The organism is Streptomyces canus, assembly GCF_001514145.1.
Lineage (GTDB): Bacteria > Actinomycetota > Actinomycetes > Streptomycetales > Streptomycetaceae > Streptomyces > Streptomyces canus.
In genome coordinates this window covers 160106-181157 of the sequence record NZ_KQ948656.1, presented here as the reverse complement: position 1 = coordinate 181157, position 21052 = coordinate 160106, and the positions used below count along the sequence as shown (strand labels likewise).

General features: G+C 69.2%; 20 protein-coding genes and 3 pseudogenes. 10 read left to right on the top strand and 13 right to left on the bottom strand.

Annotated features, from left to right (window positions below; translation table 11 throughout):
• Position 1 precedes the first annotated feature (1 nt).
• Positions 2-1705, top strand: a complete 1704-nt coding sequence (locus AQJ46_RS00795) for an ABC transporter ATP-binding protein (protein ID WP_059203702.1) — start codon at positions 2-4, stop codon at positions 1703-1705.
• A 177-nt stretch (positions 1706-1882) separates the two neighbouring features.
• Here AQJ46_RS00795 and AQJ46_RS00790 read toward each other — a convergent pair whose 3' ends face one another.
• The gene (locus AQJ46_RS00790) at positions 1883-2974 is read right to left on the bottom strand and encodes an alpha/beta hydrolase-fold protein (protein ID WP_059203701.1); all 1092 of its coding nucleotides are present in this window, start codon (positions 2972-2974) and stop codon (positions 1883-1885) included.
• A 106-nt stretch (positions 2975-3080) separates the two neighbouring features.
• Between AQJ46_RS00790 and AQJ46_RS00785 the strand changes: the two genes are divergently transcribed.
• From AQJ46_RS00785 to AQJ46_RS00775, 3 genes are read left to right on the top strand one after another with little or no spacing between them, the layout of a single operon-like run.
• A complete protein-coding gene (locus tag AQJ46_RS00785) occupies positions 3081-3293 on the top strand; it encodes an MbtH family protein (protein ID WP_059203700.1) in 213 nt (70 codons plus the stop codon).
• Positions 3294-3301: 8 nt separating this feature from the next.
• Positions 3302-4879 carry an amidohydrolase gene (locus tag AQJ46_RS00780; protein ID WP_059204357.1) on the top strand — a complete coding sequence of 526 codons (1578 nt, stop codon included), beginning with the start codon at positions 3302-3304 and terminating at the stop codon, positions 4877-4879.
• Positions 4876-5106 (top strand): hypothetical protein, encoded by a 231-nt coding sequence (locus tag AQJ46_RS00775; protein WP_059203699.1) that lies wholly within the window; start codon positions 4876-4878, stop codon positions 5104-5106. Before AQJ46_RS00780 ends, AQJ46_RS00775 begins: the two co-directional genes overlap by 4 nt.
• A gap of 1037 nt (positions 5107-6143) precedes the next feature.
• Here the strand turns inward: AQJ46_RS00775 and AQJ46_RS00770 are convergent.
• From AQJ46_RS00770 to AQJ46_RS51565, 3 genes and pseudogenes are all read right to left on the bottom strand, one after another.
• Positions 6144-6536, bottom strand: a complete 393-nt coding sequence (locus AQJ46_RS00770) for a DUF7144 family membrane protein (RefSeq protein ID WP_059203698.1) — start codon at positions 6534-6536, stop codon at positions 6144-6146.
• A 197-nt stretch (positions 6537-6733) separates the two neighbouring features.
• Positions 6734-8110, bottom strand: coding sequence for a chloride channel protein (locus AQJ46_RS00765; RefSeq protein ID WP_059203697.1), 1377 nt, complete (start codon positions 8108-8110; stop codon positions 6734-6736).
• A 372-nt stretch (positions 8111-8482) separates the two neighbouring features.
• Positions 8483-8605: pseudogene (locus AQJ46_RS51565) on the bottom strand (transposase); the annotation flags it as partial.
• Positions 8606-8628: 23 nt separating this feature from the next.
• On the opposite strand from AQJ46_RS51565, the gene AQJ46_RS00760 reads away from it, so the two are divergent.
• The gene (locus tag AQJ46_RS00760) at positions 8629-9084 is read left to right on the top strand and encodes a MarR family winged helix-turn-helix transcriptional regulator (protein WP_059203696.1); all 456 of its coding nucleotides are present in this window, start codon (positions 8629-8631) and stop codon (positions 9082-9084) included.
• A 66-nt stretch (positions 9085-9150) separates the two neighbouring features.
• Here the strand turns inward: AQJ46_RS00760 and AQJ46_RS00755 are convergent, their stop codons facing one another.
• Positions 9151-10182, bottom strand: coding sequence for a hypothetical protein (locus tag AQJ46_RS00755; protein WP_059203695.1), 1032 nt, complete (start codon positions 10180-10182; stop codon positions 9151-9153).
• Between the two features lie 217 nt (positions 10183-10399).
• Positions 10400-10747: an MFS transporter gene (locus tag AQJ46_RS00750; RefSeq protein WP_107117172.1), complete on the bottom strand. Its 348-nt coding sequence runs from the start codon at positions 10745-10747 to the stop codon at positions 10400-10402.
• A gap of 158 nt (positions 10748-10905) precedes the next feature.
• On the opposite strand from AQJ46_RS00750, the gene AQJ46_RS00745 reads away from it, so the two are divergent.
• Positions 10906-12363, top strand: coding sequence for an MFS transporter (locus AQJ46_RS00745; RefSeq protein ID WP_059203693.1), 1458 nt, complete (start codon positions 10906-10908; stop codon positions 12361-12363).
• 176 nt (positions 12364-12539) lie between these two features.
• The gene (locus tag AQJ46_RS00740) at positions 12540-13043 is read left to right on the top strand and encodes an FtsX-like permease family protein (RefSeq protein WP_225887195.1); all 504 of its coding nucleotides are present in this window, start codon (positions 12540-12542) and stop codon (positions 13041-13043) included.
• A 304-nt stretch (positions 13044-13347) separates the two neighbouring features.
• On the opposite strand, the gene AQJ46_RS00735 is transcribed toward AQJ46_RS00740, so the two are convergent.
• The 4 genes from AQJ46_RS00735 to AQJ46_RS56490 form a co-directional block, all read right to left on the bottom strand.
• The gene (locus AQJ46_RS00735; RefSeq protein WP_208616851.1) at positions 13348-14217 is read right to left on the bottom strand and encodes a recombinase family protein; all 870 of its coding nucleotides are present in this window, start codon (positions 14215-14217) and stop codon (positions 13348-13350) included.
• Positions 14218-14503: 286 nt separating this feature from the next.
• A complete protein-coding gene (locus AQJ46_RS00730; RefSeq protein WP_059203691.1) occupies positions 14504-14989 on the bottom strand; it encodes a carboxymuconolactone decarboxylase family protein in 486 nt (161 codons plus the stop codon).
• Positions 14990-15074: 85 nt separating this feature from the next.
• Positions 15075-15557, bottom strand: a complete 483-nt coding sequence (locus tag AQJ46_RS00725; RefSeq protein ID WP_059203690.1) for a carboxymuconolactone decarboxylase family protein — start codon at positions 15555-15557, stop codon at positions 15075-15077.
• 210 nt (positions 15558-15767) lie between these two features.
• The gene (locus tag AQJ46_RS56490) at positions 15768-17246 is read right to left on the bottom strand and encodes an MFS transporter (protein WP_208616875.1); all 1479 of its coding nucleotides are present in this window, start codon (positions 17244-17246) and stop codon (positions 15768-15770) included.
• Positions 17247-17423: 177 nt separating this feature from the next.
• Here AQJ46_RS56490 and AQJ46_RS58730 point away from each other — a divergent pair, with 177 nt between their 5' ends.
• Entirely contained in the window at positions 17424-18011 is a 588-nt protein-coding gene (locus AQJ46_RS58730) for a TetR/AcrR family transcriptional regulator (protein ID WP_059203689.1), read from the top strand.
• A 189-nt stretch (positions 18012-18200) separates the two neighbouring features.
• Here AQJ46_RS58730 and AQJ46_RS56480 read toward each other — a convergent pair.
• Positions 18201-18422: pseudogene (locus AQJ46_RS56480) on the bottom strand (hypothetical protein); the annotation flags it as partial.
• 312 nt (positions 18423-18734) lie between these two features.
• Here AQJ46_RS56480 and AQJ46_RS58365 point away from each other — a divergent pair.
• Together AQJ46_RS58365 and AQJ46_RS58360 are read left to right on the top strand one after the other, a co-directional pair.
• A pseudogene (locus AQJ46_RS58365) lies at positions 18735-19115 on the top strand (recombinase family protein); the annotation flags it as partial.
• Positions 19110-19319, top strand: a complete 210-nt coding sequence (locus tag AQJ46_RS58360; protein WP_263972854.1) for a helix-turn-helix domain-containing protein — start codon at positions 19110-19112, stop codon at positions 19317-19319. The pseudogene AQJ46_RS58365 and the gene AQJ46_RS58360, both read left to right, overlap by 6 nt.
• A gap of 333 nt (positions 19320-19652) precedes the next feature.
• Here the strand turns inward: AQJ46_RS58360 and AQJ46_RS56905 are convergent, their stop codons facing one another.
• Together AQJ46_RS56905 and AQJ46_RS00700 are read right to left on the bottom strand one after the other, a co-directional pair.
• Positions 19653-20288 (bottom strand): Fic family protein, encoded by a 636-nt coding sequence (locus AQJ46_RS56905; RefSeq protein WP_225887194.1) that lies wholly within the window; start codon positions 20286-20288, stop codon positions 19653-19655.
• Positions 20278-21033 (bottom strand): hypothetical protein, encoded by a 756-nt coding sequence (locus AQJ46_RS00700; RefSeq protein WP_225887193.1) that lies wholly within the window; start codon positions 21031-21033, stop codon positions 20278-20280. The genes AQJ46_RS56905 and AQJ46_RS00700 overlap by 11 nt, the downstream gene beginning before the upstream one ends.
• Positions 21034-21052 lie beyond the last annotated feature (19 nt).

Below are 21052 nucleotides of genomic sequence, written 5' to 3'. Positions count from 1 at the left end.
GATGACAACTCCTGACACGCAGCGGCCCCACCCGGGGTCCCACATCCTCCGGACCGCACTGCGCCGCAACGTCGGCGCCATGGTCTGGGGCACCGTCCTCATGGGCCTGTACCAGGCGGGGGAGACCGCCTTCCCCATCGCACTCGGCCTGATCGTCGAACACTCGATGAACGGGGACCGGAACCTCGGCTCGCTCGGCCTCTCGATCGCCGCCCTGGCCGTGATCATCACGACCGTGTCGCTGTCGTGGCGGTTCGGGATGCGCATCCTGCAGAAGGCCAACACCACCGAGGCGCACCGCTGGCGGGTGCGGGTCGCCTCCTGCGGACTCCAGCCGGTGGCCAGGGACGTCGACCTCAAGTCCGGCGAGGTGCTGACCATCGCCACCGAGGACGCCGACCAGACCGCCGACATCATCGAGGTGGTGCCGCTGCTGATCAGCTCGCTGGTCGCGGTCGTGATCGCGGCGGCCGCGCTGGGCCTGGCCGACGTCCGGCTCGGCCTGCTGGTGATCGTGGGAACCGTCGCGATCCTGTCGATCCTGAGCGTGATGTCGAAGCGGATCGGCGCCAGTACCCGCGAACAGCAGGCCCGGGTGGCACGGGCGGGCGCCAAGGTCGCCGACCTGATCATCGGCCTGCGCCCGCTGCACGGCTTCGGCGGCAACCACGCCGCGTTCCGGTCCTACCGGAACGTCAGCACCGAGGCCAAGCACCAGGCGATCACCGTCGCCCGGGTGAACGGCGTGTACGCGGGCACCGCTCTGGCCCTCAACGCGGTCCTCGCCGCCGCCGTGACCCTCACGGCGGGCTGGCTGGCGTTCGAGGGCCGGATCACCATCGGCGAACTCGTCATGGCCGTGGGTCTGGCGCAGTTCATCATGGAACCGCTCAAACTGTTCTCGGAGATGCCCAAGTACGTGATGATGGCGCGCGCGTCGGCCGAGCGGATGGCGCTGGTGCTGACCGCGCCGCCGGTGACGACCCCGGGACCGCGGCGCCCGGCCGCGGGCGGAGACCTCGAGATCGACTGCGTCGGGTACGGGTCGCTGCGCAAACTCAACTTCCAGGTAGCCGCCGGCGAGTTCGTGGCGATCGCCGCCTACCAGCCGCGCTCCGCGGCCGACCTCGCGTCGATCCTGGCCGTGAGCGTGCCGCCCCACGCCTACGAGGGAGTGGTGCGGGTCAGCGGGCAGGACCTCGCGGACCTGTCGATCGAGGCGGTTCGTGAGCACATGCTGGTGAATCCGTACGACGGGGAGATCTTCGCCGGCACGCTCCGCACGAACATCGACCCGTCGGGCACCAGCCGGATGCTCCCCGAGGCCGTCGAGGCGTCCATGCTGACCGACGTCGTCGCCCTGCACCGCGAGGGACTCGACCACCCCGTCCGCGACCGCGGCGCGAACCTCTCCGGCGGCCAGCGCCAACGGCTCTCTCTGGCCCGCGCCCTCGCCGCCGACACCGACGTCCTCGTCCTGCACAACCCGACCACGGCCGTCGACGCCGTCACCGAACAGCTCATCGCGCGCAACGTCGCGAAGCTGCGCCGGGGACGCACCACCATCGTGATCACCAGCAGCCCGGCCCTCCTGGACGCCGCCGACCGTGTCCTCGTCCTGGACGACGGTGTCATCACCGCCGAGGACACCCACCGCAACCTCTTGGCCACGGACGCGGCCTACTGCCTGGCGGTGGCTCGGTGACCCGCCGTAGGGCCCGGGAGTTCGCTTCCTCGACCAGGTGAAGGAGAAGTACTCGGAGTCGACGCCGAGGCGTCAACGGCGCCTCGCCCGGGACTACGAGACCCTGACCGACTGCTCCGAGGCCACGATCCACGTCGCCTCGGAGACAGAGAGCAATCCACCTAGATCAAACGCCCTCTAATTGAGCGCCCAGGTGACGTCCCTGAGCAGAGCGTGACGCCAGCCCGCCCGGTCGTGGCCCGAGGGCGACCGGGAGACCCGTACGGTCGCTCCGGCCTGTCGTGCCAGGGTCTCGGTCAGTTCGCAGTGAGGCAGCATCCGCGTCTCGTGTTCCCCCACGTCGAAAGCGACCCGCAGACCGGACAGGTCCGGGAGCTCCCGCAGGCGCGCGGCGACGGTGCCGCCGACCGGGCCGCCCAAGGGGTCGGCCAGACCGAGCGCGTCCGGCGTCCACCAGAACGACCCCGACTGGCAGGCGACGCGGGACACCAGATCCGGGAACTCCAGTGCCGCGTACAGCGCGCTCAGCCCGCCGAGACTCTGTCCGGCGACCACCAGCCGGTCCCGGTCCGCGGGTATGCCGGTCTCCGCCACCAGCGGCAGCAGTTCGTCCCGGACCGCCTCCCACAGCTCGGGCCGGCACCCGAACTCGCCCTCCCTGTCCGTGGTCGGCAGGAAGACGAGCGTGACCGGCGGCATCTCGCCACTGGCGACGGCCGAGTCGAACGCGGTCACGGCCGGGTGCAGGTACAGCCAGTCGTCCCCGTCCAGCAGCAGGACCAACGGCCCGCCGCCGCCCGCCGGGTGGACCCGCACGGTGCGCCGCCCGCCGAGCCGTGCGCTGTTCCAGCGGATCCGGGTGCGCGGGACGGGCAGGACGTCATCGGCGCCGAGGTCGGGCCAGTGCGGCTGGGCGGGGGCGTCCGGGGTCGCGGCGACGGACCGGTCACCGCCCGCACCGACCGGGTTGAGCGGGTCGGCGTACGCCGCGTCCCCGGTGAGGAACTGGTAGGTCACCCGCAGCCGCGCGGGCATGCGCACCTCGGTGTACCAGCAGTCCGTGTCGCCCCACCGGCGCAGGGGAACCGGCTCCGACCAGCTCTCGAAGCCGACGCTCGCCGGTTCGGACCCGCGCCGCAGGAACAGGGTCACCCACCCCTCGCCCTCGGGTATCGACATGGGTGTCCTCGCGGTCACCCAGAACGCGTCGGTGCCCGGCGTGCCGGTCATTCCGAACGCGGCGAAGGTGTCGTCCCCCACCGACCTCATGAACGAACCAACCTCATGAACGTCTCCTTGTGGAGCGGAAAGCGAGAAGGCTAAGCTCGCATTTGATTAGGCGAGCCTAACCTTATTCTTTCAGGAGGCACCGCACATGAGCACCAACCCCTTCGACGACGTCGACGGCCGTTTCCTCGTCCTGGTGAACGACGAGGGCCAGCACTCGCTCTGGCCGTCCTTCGCGGAGGTGCCCGGCGGGTGGACGGTCGTCCTCGCCGAGAACACCCGTCAGGCGTGCCTGGACTACATCGAGACCCACTGGACCGATCTGCGCCCCCGGTCCCTCGCGACGTCCATGGACGCCTGACCTTCATGGTGCTCTCCACCAGACTGACGAACGCCCGCTTCCTCACCATGGACCCCGACCACCCCGTCGCCCACGACCTCGGCATCTGGCAGGGCCGGATCGTCGGCCTGGACGAGGCCGTGGCCTCCCTTCCCGCGCGCGAGGTGATCGACCTCCAGGGCGCCACCGTGCTGCCCGGGTTCATCGACGCCCATGTGCACCTGGCCTGGACCGGGTTCAAGGAGAACACCCCCAGCATCGCCGGGTGCACGCGCATTGAGGACGTGCTGGCCATCGTGGAGGAGGCCGTCCTCCGAAAGGGCGCGCCCGGCGCCTGGGTGAGCATCGCCGGCTACGACCAGCGGGCCCTGGGACGCCACCTGACCGCCGCCGAACTCGACACGGTCAGCCACGGACACAAGCTGTTCCTGCTGCACGACTCCGGGCACGGCTGCGTCGTCAACTCCGCCGTGCTCGACCTGCTCCCCGCCGAACTGTCCCGCGACGGCGGCTTCCTCGCCGAGGGAGCCATGGGCGCCGCCCGCGCGCTTCGCCTGCCGTACTCCCAGCGGGAGTTGGCCGAGGCGATCGGGCGCGCCGCCCGGACCTGCCTGGCCGAGGGCGTCACCGCCTGCGCCGAGGCCGGCATCGGCGGCACCCTCGTCGGCCACAGCCCGGTCGAGCTGGGCGCCTACCAACTCGCCCGCGAGGAGGGCCTGCTGCCGCTGCGTGTGCAGCTTATGGTGTCCGCCGACCGGCTGCACCCGGTCGCCGCTCATGAAGCCGACGGCATTCCCCGGTCCCTCGACCTCGGCCTGCGCACCGGGTTCGGCGACGACCGCCTCTCCGTGGGCGCGCTGAAGATCTTCACCGACGGCGGCATGATGGCCCGGACCGCCGCCCTCAGCAGCCCCTACGAAGGGCTCGATCACGCGGGCCAGTTGCAGGACGACCCGGACGTGCTCGCGGACACGATCGTCGACGGCCACCTCGCCGGATGGCAGCTCGCCGTCCACGCCATCGGCGACCGCGCCGCCGACATCGCCCTGGACGCCCTGGAACGCGCCCAGCGCCTTCGTCCGCGCCCCGGCGCCCGGCACCGCATCGAGCACGCCGGCCTGATCCGCCCCGACCAGCTGCCGCGCTTCGCTCGCCTCGGCGTCAGCGCGGTCGTCCAGCCCAACTTCCTGCGCTACTTCGGCGACGACTACGCGGCGATCATGGGGGAGGAACGGGCCCCGTGGCTCTACCGCGGCAGGGCGTTCCTCGACCGGGGCATCACGCTCGTCGGCAGTTCCGACCGCCCCGTCACGGACGGATCCCCGCTGCGAGCCATCCAGTTCATGGTCGAGCGCGCCTCCGAGTCCGGCCAGCTGATCGGCCCTGACGAGGCCCTCACCGTCGACGAGGCCCTGCGCGCCTACACCGTCGCCGGCGCGTTCGCCTGCCACTGGGACGACCGCATGGGAAGCCTCACCCCGGGCAAGCTCGCCGACCTGGTCGTACTCGGCGACGACCCCCGGCGCGTCGATCCGTCGCGCATCGGAGACATCGAGGTCGTCGCGACATACGTCGACGGCGGCTGGACCGGAAAGGCGGCATCGTGAGCCGGAAGACGACGGCTGTGGAGAGCTACGCGCACCTCTGGGACGACGGCAGGTCCCGGTATCGCTGGGTCATCTGGCACACGGCGGGGGAGACGCTGGTCTTCGACCGGGAGACCAACTGCCCGGCGGACACCGGCGACGAGTCGCTCCTGCCTGAGGTGCTGCGCAGGATGCGGGAGGCGGGCGTACCCGAGACCGAGGACTATCCGGGCCGCCCCTGTGGGTGAGCGAGACGCCGAGCACGCACCGGCAGGCCGATGCGCGAACAGTGAGGACCGACCTGAACTTTCGAAGTCAGTTGAGTCTCTGAGCTGCGCGAACGTGTCTCTTTGCGTCTTTCGGAGGGGAAACCCGTTCGGGGATGCCTGCCGGGTCGCAGCGGTGGACGAGGCTGTCGGAAACGAGCATTCGGTCCATGGCCGAGCGTGGAGAGCCACGCCGGGTGCCCACTCCGGGAGCCGGCGACCCGGCGAGCCGAACAGTCCACCAGCCGGATCGATACGAACGACCCACTGCGTGTCGGCCCCTGACAGGCGGTCGCCCGGTCGAACGCCAGGTGTGGTGACCCACGCCTGAGCCTCTCCGCGGAGGAGGTGGTGTACGTCGCGCGGACCGCCCCTGGTCCGACCGGGGGAGCTGCTCCGCTCAATGGCCCATCGGCGGCCGACCGGACAGGCGGCGCGGCCGGTGATCGCGTGACCTCAGTGCCGGGCCGGCTGCGGCCAGGCGGAACCGCAGCCGCGCAGCGAGGAGGCAGTGCATGGCGGATTCCACCACGGGACCACGGTCGGCTGCAGAGTTGATGCGTGTGCCGCGAGGGCGGACGGCACTGGTCGTCGGCACGAAGTCGGGCACGGGCACGGCCATGGGGCCAGGGGCGAACCGGCAGCACGGACTTGTCCGGCGCGGCGCGTCTCCCAGCGGGGGCCGGCGGATTCGATGCGCCCGATCCGATGGGTCACGTCCGGCGGTGCGCGCCGGCCACGTCACGCCGCTCTGGCCGTGATCGCGCGGTTCACCGTGACTACGGGGCGACCTCCACGCAGATCTGCCGACGCCTGCGTGCCCCTGCTCGACGGCCTTCTCGAAAGCCTCCCGGCAGTGCAACATCCAGCGGTGGAAACGGAGTTGAAGCTACTGCTCCAGTCGGTTCAGCGGGCGTTCCCGGGCCCGGACCGCCGAGTCGTCGCACAGTGGGTACCGGTAGGGGTGCCACCACAAGCGCTGCCCCTGATGCGATAGTCCTCCGGGCGCCCGCGCGGCGCTACACCCGCGCGCCGTGCACGTGCCGCGGCTCGGCCAGCAGACCGAAGATGACCAGCACGGACACCACCATCGTGCACAGGGACCAGAACGGGTAGACCGGGAGGAAGATCATCTGGCCGACGAGACAGAACGCTGCCAGACACATACCCGTCAGCCGCGCCGCTCTGGAACCCACGAGCACGCCGAGACCGGCCAGGGCCATCACGATGCCGATGGCGACCCAGATCCAGCCCCAGGCCGTGTAGTTGAGGATGAGCAATCGGTTGCCCTGGGAGTAGACGGTCGAGTAGTAGCCGTGATTGAAGATCGCCACGAAACCGTTGAGCAGGTTGAAGAGGGCACTGACCAAGAGCAGGATTCCGGCGAAGGCCACCCAGTGCGATCGCTCCATGGGGGGCACGGCACCATCCGGTGAGGACGTCTGTTGCTGCATGCGATCCATGAGATGCAGCATTATCCCGGGCCGCAATCGGTGGGGGCCCGTGGGAGTTCAAAACGACCGTCACCTCCGCATCGGGCGCATACCGAGCGGGCCGCGCTGTGGTGGAGTCGGAGGTCGAGCTGCGAACCGCCGCACCACCTGGCAGCTCAGCTGCCCCGCGGCGCGGCTGTGTCCTGCTCGGTGGGGGGTGCGGCGGTCGGCGGTGGGGTCAACCGGAGGGTGAGGACGTAGGAGACCACGACCGCCACGATCACCAACGGCATGACGGTGAGCCCATCTCGGCCCAGAAGCAGCGTGGCCAGCAACAGCGAGGTCATGGGCAACTTGAGCATCGCCGCCGACATTGCACCCACGCCCATCGCGAGCCCAGCGGTCACGTCGAGTCCGGGCAGGTGGGAGAGGGCGATGCCTCCGGCCGCGCCGACGAACATGGCGGGGAACACCGGGCCACCACGGAAAGCCGCCATGGACACGCAGTAGGCCACTGCCTTGCAGACGACGAGCGCTACCAGGGCGCCTGCCGAATACTGTGCGTTCGCGGTGAGAAGGGGACCGAGGCCGCTCTGCCCCGAGTACAGGACTCCCGATGCCGGGTGGCCGGACCACTCCGCGTAGAGCAGGGCGATCAGACCCACGGCGACGCCCGCGAGCACGGTGGCCGTCAGCCGTCGCGGTTCGACCAGTTTCAGCAGGCCGAGGGCGAGCCACCGGATTCCGACGCCCAGCAGAGCCGCCGCTGCCCCGATCACGAGTGCCCAGCCGAACCCGGCGGCATCCGGCGTGGCGGCATGGGGGACGTTCGGCAGCGTCAGCGAGTAGGTGCCCAGGCCGGTCCACGAGTCCAGGCCGGTGAAGATGAGCGCGCCAATGCCGGAGGCGAGCAGTCCGGGTATCAGGACGACGCCGAGCATCGCTCCAGCCAAGCCGGACGATTCCATGAGCAGGAAGGCTCCGAGCAGCGGTGAGCCGAGCAGGGTGCTGATCGAGGCGAAGCTCCCGGAGGCTCCCACCACGGCGGACGCCTGCTTCGGGAACGACTTCCGCGTCAGGCGCAACGCGACTACGGCGAGACCACTGCCCAGGGCGATGAGCGGGGCCTCAGGCCCGATGACCGCCCCGAGGCTGAGTGAGGCCAGCGCGGCGAGCGCCACGCCAGGCAGATTGACTGCCGGGGTCGGGCCCGAGGCCACGAACCCGCGGGCCGGCTCGTGGCCACCGTTGCCGGGGAGGTATCGGACGATCGGACCGACAAGGAGCCCGGCCACGGCCAGCAGCGGCACCGGCCACCAGCTGGGCGTGCCATGGAAACCCAGGGCCTGGGGCAGGTCTGTGTAGGTGAGCGTCTGGAGCTTGTCGACGAGTGCGAGAAAACCGAAGGCGGCCGCCGAGATCGGGATGCCGACAACCGCCGCGATCAGGAGGAGAACCACGTATCCGCGGCTGCGGACGAGTGAGAGCGGGTCCGTGGCGGCTGCGGGGGGCCTTTCCGTGTCAGGCTCGACCGGACGGCTCGCAGAGTTCACGCTGATACCTCCATCGTGAGCACGTCACACCGTGAAAACCACAGCGCCGAGCACCGCTGCCACCGGGTCGTCCGCTCCTCGAGAGCGGCGCGGCCCGCTTGGTTTGGAGCAGCAGTTGTCTCCTGCGACATCGCGACTCTCCCGGACGTAACGTTGACCGTGATCGTCTGGTGGCGGGGGCCAGTACAAGGCGACGATCAGAGCACACAGCGCGGACTCGGTTCCCGTCCACGCGCTCGCCCTCAAGACCGATCATGGTGGGCAGTGCCCGATTCGGCATCACGGCACTGCGACGGGTAGGCCGCGGTCGGTGCGCAGCCATGACGGGGTGTCGTATGCCCTTGGGGTTGACCAGCTTGGAGAGCTGGACTGTGGGCGGGTCACGAGCAGGTGGACGTGGTCCTCCATGCCGTTGAACTGCTCCGGTTCAGCCTCGAAGTCCTCGCAGACTTCTCGCATGATCTGTTCACAGCGGGTGAATATTGCTTGCGCGAGTAATTTCTACGTATCCTGCGGGAATGCGAGACGACGACGCCTCCGCCCTGACCGACGGCGAGCGGAGCCTGATCAGGGCGCTCCGCCCGGCGATGGCGGCACTGATGCGAGACTTCGACGACGACCTGCAGCGGTTTCAGCGGATGAGTCACGCCGAGTACATCGCGTTGATGTTCCTGTCCGAGGCGCCCGAGCACACCATGCGGCTGAGCGACCTGGCGGAGCTGTGCCAGCAGTCCGCCTCTGCTGTGGGGCGCACCGTCAAACGTCTCGAAGCCGAGGGGCTCGTCCGGCGGCAGCAGTCCGTCCATGACGCCCGTTCGTTCAATGCCACCCTGACCGAGGCCGGCGTGGCGCGCCTGGAGGAGGCCGTGCCGGTACACGTGGCCAGCGTTCGCCGGCACTTCTTCGACCAGCTCGAAGGGGTCGACCTCGGCAAGCTCGCCCTCGCGTTCCAGCGGATCGCCCAGAAAGGCTGACCTCGCAAGGGGGGCGAGGCCGCGTTGGCTTCGCCCCCCTTGCCGTACCGTTTCGTGGTCAGTGGGTCAGTGCTCAACGGCCTTCTGAGCGAGGGCGGTGAACATGGCCGTATCGGCGTAGGCGCCGTTCCATACGGCGGTGAGGCGTTCGATCCTGCCCCAGGCGTCGAGTTCGAGGGCGGTGATGCCGCGGGGGACGGGGCCGTGGGTGGTGGTCCATTCGTAGCCTCCGCCCGAGTCGTTGCCGAGCACATGCCGTACGGCGGTACCCGCGCCCATGTACGGCAGTATCGACGCGGCCTTCGTCAGGAAGGTGCGGATGCTGGCCTGGCTGGTGATCTGGATGTGGGCCGGTACGTCCTCGTAGACGGCGTCCGTGGAGAACAGCTTCATCGCCGCCGGGATGTCACCGGCCCGTAGTGCGGTGGCGAGGGCGGTGGCGACGCGGCGCATCAGCGGGGACGCGGTCTCCCCGACGGTGGACTCCCGAAAGTCCGTGGGCCACTGGGCCGGGGGCTCCTGCTCCTTCTTCCAGCCGGCCACGCCGAACTGGCGGGCGTCCCAGTAGTCGACCCAGCGTTCGATCCTGCCGTGGCGGTCGAAGTTCACCGCGCCGAAGTTGCGGACCTGGCCGGGACCGAACATGCCGGGGGTGTCGGTGAACACGAGGATGGCGCTGGTGGTGTCCCCGAGTAGCCGGGTGGGGTAGGACCTGCTGTCCGCCGGCCAGCTCGGGTACCACCCGGCCAGCGCGGTGCGCATGTCCTGCCACCGGTACCAGTGCCAGCCGAGAATCGCGTCGATGTAGGTGAACCGCTCGCGGGAGAAGTAGGACATCTGCCAGTCGAGGTTCTTGTCGCTCTTGGCCTGGTAGTAGCCGCGGATGTGTTCCACCAGGGCTCGCGTGGCATGGGAGGTGTCGGGGACCACGTCGACGCCGTCGACGTACTGAGAGCCGCCGCGTGCCCGGGTGTCGGCCCATGCGGCTGCCGTCGGCAGCAGGGACGTCCCGGCGATCGCGGCTGTGCCGATGGCGGCACCGCGCAGGAGTAGACGCCGCGTGGTGCCGCGGCCGGCTTCGGAGGGGTGGTCTTGCATGGTGTGTCTCGATTCGATGTGGAGGGAACGCCGACGCCTGGTCGGCCGGAAAGCCGCACCAGCCGTGGGGCCGGGGCGGACGACAGGGGAGCGACCGTGAACGGGCTTGAGAGCCGGCTGCGGTCGTATCAGTGAGCGCCGACCTCGCCGTGGCCGTCCCAGGGGCGGACGAGGCCGACGAGGCAGAGCGCGGCCAGGGCCAGCGCGATGAGCATGATCAGGCCCATGGGGAGCGAACTGCTTTCCCCGAAGGGTCCGACCCGGTGTCGGCGATCAGCGGCAGGCGCCGCCCGACGACGTCGCTGAGCGGACCGATGACGAGCTGGCCGACGACGACCCCGGCCAGGAAGGCCGTCAGGGTGAGCTGCACTCCTGACCCACCGGCGTGCAGTGAGGCACTCATCGCGGGGAGCCCCGGGACATACATGTCGATCGCCAACGGGCCGACCGCGGTCAGCAGCGCCAGGGCGAGCAGCAGCCCTCTTCTGCCACCGCTGTCGACGGGGGCCCGTGCGGCGGCCGGCCGCTCCACGGAGGGCCGACCGTTTTCGTTGCTGTGAGTCATATCCCCAGCCCTACAGGCAACTTACTCGCGCACGCAAGTAAAAATATTACGTGCGCAAGTAAATTTCAGTCATGGGGACCCCGTGGGGCCTTGATTGCTCGCGCGCGCAAGCTCATTGTTGTGGGCGCAAGTAAGTAATCTGCTCCAGAGAGGCCGTCATGGTCACAACGCACACGCACGCCACCGGACATCAGGTGAGGGGCCGCGCCTCGGAGCTGTCCGCCTTCGGCGTGCTGATCCTGCTGGCAGGCGCCTTCCTGCCGATCATGGACTTCTTCATCACCAATGTCGCTCTGCCCAGCATCGATGCGTCGCTGCACGCGTCGGCGTCCTCGCTGGAGCTGGTGATCGCCGGATATGGCGTGGCCTACGCCGCCCTGCTGGTCCTGGGCGGTCGGCTGGGCGACCGGTACGGCCGGCGACGGCTGTTCCTCGGCGCGCTCATCGGCTTCGTCCTTGCCTCGCTGGCCTGCGGACTCGCACCGGGCGTCGGCATGCTGATCGCGGGTCGGATCGTCCAGGGTGCCACCGCGGCGCTGCTGGTGCCCCAGGTGCTGGCTACTTTCCACCACACCCTGGAGGGCGAGCACAAGGCACGCGCCCTGGCGCTGTACGGGGCCACCTCCGGCATCGCCGCGGTCGTCGGCCAGCTGGTGGGCGGGCTGCTGGTCAGCGCGGACATCGCTGGAACGGCCTGGCGGCCGATCTTCCTGGTCAACGTACCGATCGGGATAGTGGTCCTGCTGGTCGCCGCCCGCATTGTGCCCGCCACGCGCTCCGAACACCCCGTCGGTATCGACCTGCCCGGCACGTTCCTGTTCGCCGCCACGCTCGTCGCCCTGCTCGTCCCGCTGACCGAGGGGCACTCACTCGGCTGGCCCTGGTGGACCTGGCTGCTGCTCGCCCTTGCCGTCGTCCTGGGCGCCGTCACCTACGTCGTCGAGAAGGCGGCAGAGCGGCGCGGTGAGGTGCCGCTGCTGCCGCCGTCGCTGCTGCGGCTGCCGTCGATGTCCCGCGGGCTGGTCATGGTGCTGGCCTTCAGCATCGGCTTCGGGGCGTTCATGTTCGTCTTCGCGCTGACCGTGCAGGATGGGCTGCACGCCGACGCCCTGCACGGCGGCCTGGCGATCCTGCCGATGGCCCTGCTGTTCTTCGCCGGATCCGTCCTCGCCCCGCGCCTGATCTCCCGCTTCGGACGGGCCGCCCTGTCCGCGGGCGCCGTACTGCAACTGGCCGGACTCGCATGGCTGGTCGCGGTGCTCGTCGCCGACTGGCCGCACGTCTCCCTGTGGGTCATGGCCGCCCCCCTGGCACTGACCGGCGCCGGACAGTCGATGCTCTTCGCGGGCCTGTTCCGCAGCGTGCTCACCGACGTGCCCACCCACCTCGGAGGCATCGGCAGCGGCGCGCTGATCACCCTGCAGCAGAGCGGGCTCGCGCTCGGCGTGGCCACGCTCGGCACCCTGTACATCGGCCTCGCGCCGCACGGTGTCTCCCACGCCTTCGCCACCGTCGAGTACGTCCACATGGGCATCGTGGCCCTCCTCGCCGTCGGCGTGGCCGCACTGCCCCGCTTCACGCAGACCACCTCCCGCACTCCCGTGGTCGAAGCCTGAGAGCGGGACGGAGGAAGCCATCATGACCACGACCGAACGAACCCCGGAAGGGGTGGAGTCCGCGGCGGACCGTCAGGCCGCATTCGCATCCGCCCTGGAGCACCGGGACGCTCGCCGCCGCGGAGCCGAACCTGCACCCTGACACCTACTCCATCGCCGTCAAGCCCGGCACGGAGGTGCGCGGCTACATCCACAAACTCGACACCGCGCTACGGCCTTTGGGCGTCAGCGCCCAAAGTGACCAGTTCCAGGGCAAGAGCGATGCGATCCTCGCCCTGGACGCGCTGACCGCCATCCTCACACTGATGCTCGTCGCCACCGCCGGGCTGGGCGTGCTGAACGCGGTCGTGCTCGACACCCGCGAACGCATCCACGACCTCGGCGTCCACAAGGCGCTGGGCATGACACCTCGACAGGCCGTCACCATGGTCATCGCGTCCTTCGTGGTGATCGGCCTGATCGGCGGCGCCACCGGCGTTCCCGTCGGGGCGGCCCTGCAGGCGACGATCGTGCCCGCCATGGGCCACAGCGCAGGAATCAACATGCCCGCCTCGGTCTATCACCCGACCGAACTGGTCCTGCTCGGACTCGGCGGTCTGCTCATCGCCGTCCTGGGCGCCTTCCTGCCCGCGGGAAGGGCCGCCCGGACCCGCACTGCCACCGCCCTACGCACCGAATAGAACCGGAGCTCGAAACAAAAGTGCTGGGCTGCTGTCCGCGAGGAACACGCGGACAGCACCCGATGCTCTAGGTTGCGACGATGCCTAGCGTTGGCTGCCACCTGCCGAAGCGCCGCGCTGCGAGTGTCGGCAAACGAACGTCTGCCGACACTCGGGGTGGCGATCACGAACCTGCAGGTGGGCAGTGTCGGCAACTCGCGTCGGATATCAACGTCGGAGAACGATCCTTCGGGTAGTTTCCGACGATGCTCATTGGCTAGGCCTCGGAGTCCTGGCCCAGACACCAGCCGCAAGGTAGCGGGTGTCACGCGCTCGCCGCCGTGGCGGCCCTCTCGTCGTGCTCGCGCAGCATCCGCATGACGGTGGCGGGTGAGGGGTGCTGGCCCTTCTTCCTGCCGGTGGTGATGACGAGCCGTTTGGCGATGTCGCGCAGGCTCATCTCCTGATCGCGCAGGTCGAGGGCCATGGACAGCATGTCCTCGTCGGTGACGCCCGCGCCGCCGATGGTCTTGCCACGCTTGCGGGCGGACTCATGGCCTTCGAGGGTGCGGTCGCGGATGTACTCGCGCTCCATGCCGGACATGGCCGCGAGCACGGTGAACACGATCCCGGAGGGGTCGTGCGAGCCCTGCAGCTCCCCGGTGAGGAACTCCAGGCCCACGTCGCCCGCCTTCAGCTCCTCGGCGAGCATGGCGAGTTCGATGCCGCGGCCGAGCCGCTTGTGCTCGTGGACGACGAGGGTCACAGCGACGCCGGAGGAACGGATCTCCCCGGCGAGCTTCACGGCGGCCTCCAGCTCGGGGCGCCGGGTGGCGCGGGTGGAGATCTTCTCCGAGAAGACCCGCGTCAGCCCGGCCTCGGCTAGGGAGTCGAGCTGCGCGTCGAGTGACTGCCGGGCGGTCGAGGCCCGTGCGTAGCCGAGGCGGACGTGCCCGGCCGGTTGGGCGCCAGCGCTCACCGGCCTGGGCAGCTCGGTCCACATCGACCCCGGCTTGCGTACGGCCGGGGTCGGCACGCTGAGTACCTTGGCAAGTTGGGGCACGAGGCGGAAGCGGGCGGTGTGGTACTGGATGGCTACCATGCCCTTGCCGGTCCGGCACGGGGAGACTGCGGGGGCCGCGCAGGTGGACATCGGACAGTCGCGCGATTCCACGCGATTGAAGTCGTCGCTCACGCCTCGGAGCGTTTCGTGAGGGTGTTTCAGGAATCCAGTCGTTTGCAACAACTCATGAAACATGATCACTGCAGGTGGACCGCCACACGGCACGGTGTTTCACAGGCGATCACCTATAAAACGTCGACCTCGAATTGAGGACATCGAGGTTGAGGTATGACGGACTGCGGCTGGGACTGACAACGACCATGGGTCGCAGGCTGTGGTGGGGTGACGTGTGGCCGCAGGCGTACGCGAGCCCGGCTCGGATCGAGCGATCCTGGCCGGGCCGCGATGGGTGTACGGATCAGTTGGCCATGCCGGCGAACATGCCGGGCTGGTAGGAGCCGCCCGGGTTGCGCATGATCACGTTGAGCCGGTTGTTGGCGTTTATCATGGCGATCAGGGAGGCCAGTGCGGCGATCTGATCGTCGTCGTAGTGCTCGCGCACCCGGGTCCAGGTCTCGTCCGACACGCCGGGGTGGGCGTCGGCGAGGCGGGTGCCTTCCTCGGTGAGCGCCAGTGCGGCGCGTTCGGCCTCGGTGTACACCGTCGACTCACGCCAGGCGGCGACCATGTTGATACGGGTCGCGTCCTCTCCGGCCGCCGCTGCGTCCTTGGTGTGGTAGTCGACGCAGAAGCCGCAGCCGTTGATCTGGCTGGCCCGCAGCATCACCAGGTCCTGGGTGCCCTGCGGGAGCGGCGACTGGACGATCGCCAAGGCGACGTTGTAGATCCGCTTGGCGATCTTGGCGCCGAGCTGGTTGGCCATCAGGTCGAAACGGGCTTCCATGATGTGGTTCCTCACTCATGCCGTGGGGTGTCGCGGGGCTTGTTCGCACGGTGCTTGACGCTCGGGTGCCGGAGGCTGCTTGTGGTTATCCGAGTTGGCCTGGCTGGTAGTCGCCGCCGCGCTGGCGGACGATGACGCCCATGCGGTTGGTGGCGTTGATCAGGGCGATGAGCATCACCAGGTCGGACAGCTGGTCCTCGTTGTAGTGCTGGGCGGCGTTCGCCCATGCGTCGTCGGTGACGCCACCGGCGGCATCGGCGATGCGGGTGCCCTGTTCGGCCAGTTCCAGGGCGGCGCGCTCGGCGTCGGTGAAGACCGTGGACTCGCGCCAGGCCGCGACGAGGTTGACGCGGGTAGCGCTCTCCCCGGCGTGTGCGGCGTTCTTGCTCCACACGTCGGTGGCGTAGCCGCAGCCGTTGATCTGGCTCGCGCGCAGCACTACCAGCTTCTGGGTCGCGGCCGGCAGCGTGGATTCCTCCAGGATCGTCTTGCTCGCCTTTCCGAAGTACCCGGCGGCCTTGGCGGTGGTCGTGGTCGGGTTGCTGAAGAGGTTCAAACGGGCGGTCATGACCTGCTCCTTGGTGTTGGTGGCATCAAGACGCCGGTGGATCGCGTCTTGTGACGTCCCTTCGGGATGACGTGGTCCGGATGTATTGCTCGGGTCGCCGGTCTCGTCGGGCGCCGGTCCTGCGCTACGAGGGGGCGATCAGGTTGTGCGTCAGCGGCGCGGGCGCTGTGCCCGGTGGGGCGCGGCTGCTCGGGGCCGTTGTGCTGCGGGTCACGGCGCGGTCTTGCGCGGGTCTGCGGTGATGAACAGGGCGGCCAGGACCGCAGTGCCGAGCATGATGCCCAGTGCCCAGGTCGCGGCGGTGGCGTAGCCGTGCACGGTGGCGTCCCGGAGGGCGTCTGCGCCGTCGTGGCCGGCCAGGTAGGCGCTGGTGGCGCTGGCCGCAATGGTGTTGAGCAGTGCGGTGCCGATCGAGGCGCCCGTCTGCTGGGCGGTGTTGACGGTCGCGGAGGCGATGCCGGCGTCGTGGGGTGCGACTCCGCTGGTGGCCGTCGCGACGGCGGGGCCGAACAGTGCGCCGATGCCGAGTCCGAGGAGCAGCTCGGCGGGCAGGATGACGGCGATGTAGGGGCTGTGCGGGGTGAGTTGGGTGAGGAGGGCGAGCGAGCCGGCCGCGCAGAGCAGTCCGGGCACGATCAGCAGCCGGGGCGGCAGCTTGGGGAGCAGGCGACCGGACAGCTGGGTCGCCGCCGTCACGTTCATCGCGACCAGCGGGAGCATGGCGAGGCCGGTCCTGACCGCGGAGTAGCCCATCACGGACTGCAGTTGGTAGGTGAGGAAGAGGAAGACCCCGAACAGTCCGAGCGTAGCCAGTGTGACGGTGGCGAGAGCCGCGCCCCGGTTGCGGTCCGTCAGGATCCGCAGCGGAAGGAGGGGAGTGCGTAGCCGGGCCTGGGTGATCCCGAACGCCAGGAGCAGGGCGGCGGCCACGGCCAGGCAGAGGAAAGGCCGCGCCGTGTGCCATCCGTGCTCGCCGGCCTCGGAGAACCCGTAGACCAGAGCGGCGATGCCGCCGCAGCCGGTGAGCGCTCCCAGGACGTCGATCCGTGCATCGGTGCGTCCGGGCAGATCGGGCAGCGTGGCGATGGCGCCGAGCGCGGCCAGCAGGGCGATGGGAATGTTGACGTACATGCACCATCGCCAGTCGAGGTAGCTGGTGATCAGCCCGCCGCCGACCAGGCCGATTCCGCCGCCTGCGGTCAGCACCCCGCTGTAGATTCCGATGGCCCTGGCCCGTTCGGCCGGTCCGGGGAACACCGCCATCAGCAGCGCGAGGGTCGAGGGGGCCAGAAGTGCCGCGAAGACGCCCTGCCCGACGCGGGCGGCGACCAGCATCCAGCCGGAGCCCGCCATCCCGCCGAAACCGGAGGCCACGGCGAAGCCGAGGACGCCGGCGATCAAGGTGCGCCTGCGGCCCAGCCGGTCGGCAATCCGGCCGCCGAGCAGGAGCAGCCCGCCGAAAACCAGGGTGTAGGCCGTGATGACCCACTGCCGGCTCGCGTCGGACATGCCCAGATCCTGCTGGGCAGTGGGCAGCGCGATGGTCACGATGGTCGTGTCCAGCACGATCATCAACTGGGCGAGCGCGATGGCCGTCAGCCCCCACCAGCGGCGCGCATGCAGCGGGGCCGGATCAGCACTCCATGTACCCTTCGCGCTCTTCGTCTTCTTGCCTGTTTCGTTCAGCATGGCGAACCTCCCTTGTGGAGTCGTGTGCTGGCACTCGCATTCATTACCTGCCGACAGGTAAAGTTGGCGATGAGATGAAGCTAGCCCATTGCTTGCCGATCGGCAAGCAATGGGGGTGGGTGGCCTTTGTGGGCCCGCCCACGGGCCGGCTGAGAAGACAGCAACGAAGGGACTCCCATGGCAGGCCGCCGCACCGACACCCGTAAGCGCGCCCAGCGCGTAGCTCTTCAGCTCTTCAGCGAGCACGGGTACGACGGCACCTCGCTGCGCATGATCGCGGAGCAGCTGAACATCACCAAGGCGGCCCTCTACTACCACTACAAGTCGAAGGAGGAGATCCTCGCCGCCGTACTGGCCGACTTCTCCGCCGCGGTCGCCGAACTCACCGACTGGGGCAAGCAGCAGCCCGCAGGACCCGAGACCCGGCGCGAACTCCTTCGCCGCTACGCCGAGCTGACAGCCGGTGGCATCACGGCCGCGGCCCGCTTCGTGCAGGACAACGAGCCGGCGCTCCGCAACCAGCCGCTCGCGGCCGAGGTGCAGCAGCACGTCATGACGCTCTTCGAGCTTCTGGCCGGGCCCGGCGCGCTGTCCGGTGACGGGGACCCGGTTGCATCGCTGCGTGTCCGCCTGGCCATCACCGCACTGCACCTGGCAGGCGACGAGGCCGATCGAGTGGAAAACGGAGGCCCGGAGCTGATCGATGCGGCGCTCGGCATCGCCTGCGACTTGATCGATCCGCCGTCTCCCCGGCCAGCTGGCTAGTACCGCAGTTGCGGTGCTCCGCCCGTCCTGGTCAACAACCTGGCCTCGATTCTGCTGGCTGAAGGACCTTGATACCGACAGAGTCCGCCGCAGTACGAGGGCCGGGCACGGCGACGGCCGGCCCCGCGCCGCGACGAGTACCTTCTCGACCCGGGTACGGCCCGGCGGCTCGATCTTCCGGGCCCGGCACTCCACTAGCAGAGCCTCGCGCTGCCGGTCCTCCACCAGCTCGACCGGACAGACCTCCACGGCAGGCCACTCGGCCAGCGCCTTCTCGTCCGCAACCATCGACGGCCTAAATCCCAGGGCCTCACGGATCTGCTTGCGGTGGCACTCAGCAGTCCGGCCCACCAGCGTGTACTTCGCGAAGTCGATGGCCGGGACCTTGACCAGATCCGCGACGTACTCCACCGCGGCCGCCGGCGGGACCTCTTCCAGCACATCGGGGAACCGGCCTTCCAGCTAGAAGAACTTCAGCAGAGGCTGAAGCCGAGCCGGGTCGTCCCGCTCTTGTTCGCCACCAAGTTCCAGTCGCCGTCTACCAGCGTCCAGTTCGCCAACAGCTCTTCTGGCGACCACTCTTGCCGCCCGCCCGCCCCTTTGGCCTCGATCACTCGATCAGACCAACGACGACGCCCAGGACCGGGAAACGGGGCACGTCCGGCTACCCGAGACCTACTTTGCGGCTGGTATCTGAGCTAGGACTCCGGGGCCGGCTACTGCCGCACATCGACGGCCGACCAGAACCCCGATCATCAGATCGACGCACTACTCCGCCATGGCGTCGACCGCGACAACATCCACGTCGATGTCGCCAGCGGCGCGAAAGCGTCCCGCCCGATGCTGGATCTCGTCATGCAGCTGCTGCGTGAGGGCGACACGTTGAAGGTGACCCGGCTCGACCGGCTCTCCCGCTCGGTGCTGCACCTGGTGACCCTCGGCGCCGAGCTGCGCGAGCGGAGTATCGGGCTGCACGTCATTGAGCAGGGCATCGACACCGCCACCATGGAGGGCCGGGCGATGTTCGGGATGCTGTCCGTACTCGCTGAGCTCCAGCGGGAGCTGATCGTGGCGAACACGAACGACGGGCTCGCCTCCGTGCGGGCCCGGGGGCGGGTCGGTGGGCGTCGGCCGAAGCTCACAGCGGACCAGGCCGCGCTTGCCCAACGGCTCTACGACGAGCGGGAGAAGACCGTCCAGCAGATCGCCGACATGTTCGGCGTCCCCCGGTCGACGGTGTACGGGCACCTCGACAAGACCAAGACCGTCCCCCGCCAGCCGAAGAAGACCGTCACGGTAAAGCCCTGAAAGCCACCGGCGGGTTACTTGTTCCCTGGTGTCCGAGCTAGGACTACGGGGCCAAGACCACTGCCACGACGCCCTGAACATCACTGACCCTCGCCGTTTGCGGCTGGTGACACAGTTCTTACTGGCACCCCGAACTGACCCGCACCGACCGCCGCTGGGAGCACCGGCCGGGCTGAGATCGGATGCCCGGCCGATACCGCGCTGAACCACGACCGGTCGGCCTCGACGCCATGTTCCTGTCGGCGTACACCTCAACGTGCTCAGCCGCGTATGGACTCACGTGCTCAAATCCTGGCCCGACTGACCAAGAGAACCTGAGGGGCGGTTGCGCTCTCAGTGACCGGCTGTGGTCGCCCGGCGATGGGTCGAGCGGATGAGGACGGAGACCAGGGCAGCCAGGTCTGCCGCGCCGGCGGCGTCGTCCGCGTAACGGGTGGTCTGCAGAGGGCCGGCCTGATCCAGCCGAACTCCCTCCAACTCCAGGACATAGGCGAGGGTGAGCATGGCAAGGCGGGCGTTGCCATCAGGGAAGGGGTGAAACAAGGCCACGTCCAGGTAGGCCCTGGCCGCACGGGAGGCCGGCGGGACTCTCGGGTCAGCGCTCTCGCGCAGACAGTGTTCGAAGTCCCGCTGGGTGTGCGGCGTAAGTGCGTACCGTTCCCGGCCACGCTTGGCCAAAGCATCGCCTTGTCGGAACGCAACCTCAGGCAGGCCAAGAACAAACCGCTGCCATTCCGCCAGAAGCGCACAGGTGAGGGGGCGCTGACGAGATGCGTCTGCGCGCGACTGAGCCAGCGCCGTGAGCAATCGGTCGCCTCGAGCAGGATCCGAGGTACGGTTCCCCGCATCGCACCAGATGCCGAAGCCGTCCACGGCCGCCTCAACCGGGGCCGGCGTCTCACCGACCGTGAAGGCCCAGTCGATCTGGTTCCTGACATGGCACCAGGCAGCCAAGGCGTCAGCGGTCACGGTAAGGCTGCTCTCCGGTCAGGCCTACGGCAAGATCCTCTCCGACCGCGTCGACCAAGGTCCGCGACGGTGTCGTCCAGCTCATGAACCGTCCACCAATCGCGGCGTCGACCGCGTCCTTTGCGGCCTCGGGCCCCATGCCCGTGGACGAGAGGAACCATGTCAGCACCGTGCGGCAGAGCCCGTACCAGCCGCATTCGGCGCCCGTGCGGTCCACGACCACCGTCACCAGCCGGGTGGTCGCCCGTTCCAGGTGCCAGCTGCGTTCCTCGGCATCCGCCCCGGCGGGCGGCGCCAACTGCGCGAACCGCTCGGCCAGCTCCTCCAGCCAGTCGCGCCACTCCAGCAGTGACGCGACCACCTTGGCGGCTGTCGCTTCGGGCTCGCCCACGGAATGGGAGTCGCAGCACCAGCTGGTGACGACGCCACCGCCGCCGCCCTCGCCGACCGCCCAGTGCCATCCGCAGGTCCATCGGCCGTAACGGGCTGCGAGAAGTGCTGTGACCTCGGTGGTGAAGCGATGTCTCTCTTCCCACTCGGCACCGGCAGGAGGAATCATCGAGGCGATCACTGCGGCGAGCTGAGAGCCCTCCTCATCGTCCCAGTCGAAGGCAATGCGGTCGGGATCGACGGCAGACCACGCCAACCAGGCCGGAGCGAGCTCGTAATCGACGGCCGTGGCGTTCCTCCAGAATCGGGGGCAGGGCAACTGAGCGATCGTGCCAAAGGTTTGAGGCTTTGTCACACAGTTTCCGGCGCCGCCG